At 74.5% G+C, this 1015-nt stretch carries 1 protein-coding gene; it reads right to left on the bottom strand.

Annotated features, from left to right (window positions below):
* Window positions 1–136: 136 nt before the first annotated feature.
* Window positions 137–928, bottom strand: a complete 792-nt coding sequence (locus AOK09_RS36835) for a VOC family protein (RefSeq protein WP_055591504.1) — start codon at window positions 926–928, stop codon at window positions 137–139.
* Window positions 929–1015 lie beyond the last annotated feature (87 nt).

The raw sequence follows: 1015 nt of genomic DNA, 5'->3' as shown, positions 1-1015 counted from the left end.
CCACCACCCTGCGGCAGGGCACGCCGGGTGCCCGACCCCCACCCCCGCGGCGGGTCGGACACCCGGCGTGCCGGGGGTCGCCGCCCGTGGACCGCTCACCCTCCGGCGGGCACCCGGCAGGACGGCCGGGCCCGTCCTACTCCGGCCGGAGCACCACGAAGTCGGCCCCGGCGGGGTCCATGCAGAACCCCAGTCGCCCCACACCCGGCACGTCCTCGGGCTCCATCAGCACGCTCCCGCCGTGCTCCTTCACCCTTGCGACGGTGGCGTCGCAGTCCGCCGAGGCGAACACCGGATGCCAGGTGGCCCGGCTGCCCGCATAGGCCAGGTGCTCCGGGGGCAGCTCCATCAGGCCGCCGTGCATCCGCTCCGCCGGACAGCCCGCCGGAACGAGCATGGAGTACGTCCCCGGAGCGCCGCCGGGCATCGGGATGTCCTGGGTGGTCCAGCCGAACAGCCCGCCGTAGAACTCCTTGGCCCCCGCGGCGTCGGTGGTGTACAGCTCCGTCCAGCAGAGCCCGCCGGGCTGGTCCACCAGCTCGACCCCCGCCGTCTTGAGCGGCTGCCAGACCGCGAACTGGCCGCCCTGCGGATCGGTGAACTGCGCCAGCCGCCCCTCCTCGCCGGCATCCCCCGGTGCCATCCGCACGGCGCCGCCGAGCCGCCGCACCGACTCGGCCACGGCCTCCGCGTCCTGGGTGTGGAAGTAGAGCATCCATGCCGAGCGGGCGCCGTCCTCAGTCAGCCGGCCGAGCCCGGCGACCACCTTGCCGTCCAGCCGGAAGAGCCCGTAGGCACCGGCCGCGGGCCCCTCGGAGCGGAACTCCCACCCGAACACCGCGCCGTAGAAGCGGGCGGTGGCCGTGAGGTCCGGCGTGCCCAGGTCCAGCCAAGCCGGGGAGCCCGGGACGAAATCGGTAGTGATCATGTCGGGTCCTCTCACAGAAGCACTGTCCCCGGGTGGACCTCCCCGCCGCCCGAAACTCATCGGCCCGGGGCGCGAGTACTCCAGCCG

Origin of the sequence: Peterkaempfera griseoplana, assembly GCF_001418575.1 — a bacterium.
Taxonomy (GTDB): Bacteria; Actinomycetota; Actinomycetes; order Streptomycetales; family Streptomycetaceae; genus Peterkaempfera; species Peterkaempfera griseoplana.
Note: the sequence above shows the minus strand (reverse complement) of the source record. Positions and strands in the feature narration are given on the sequence as shown.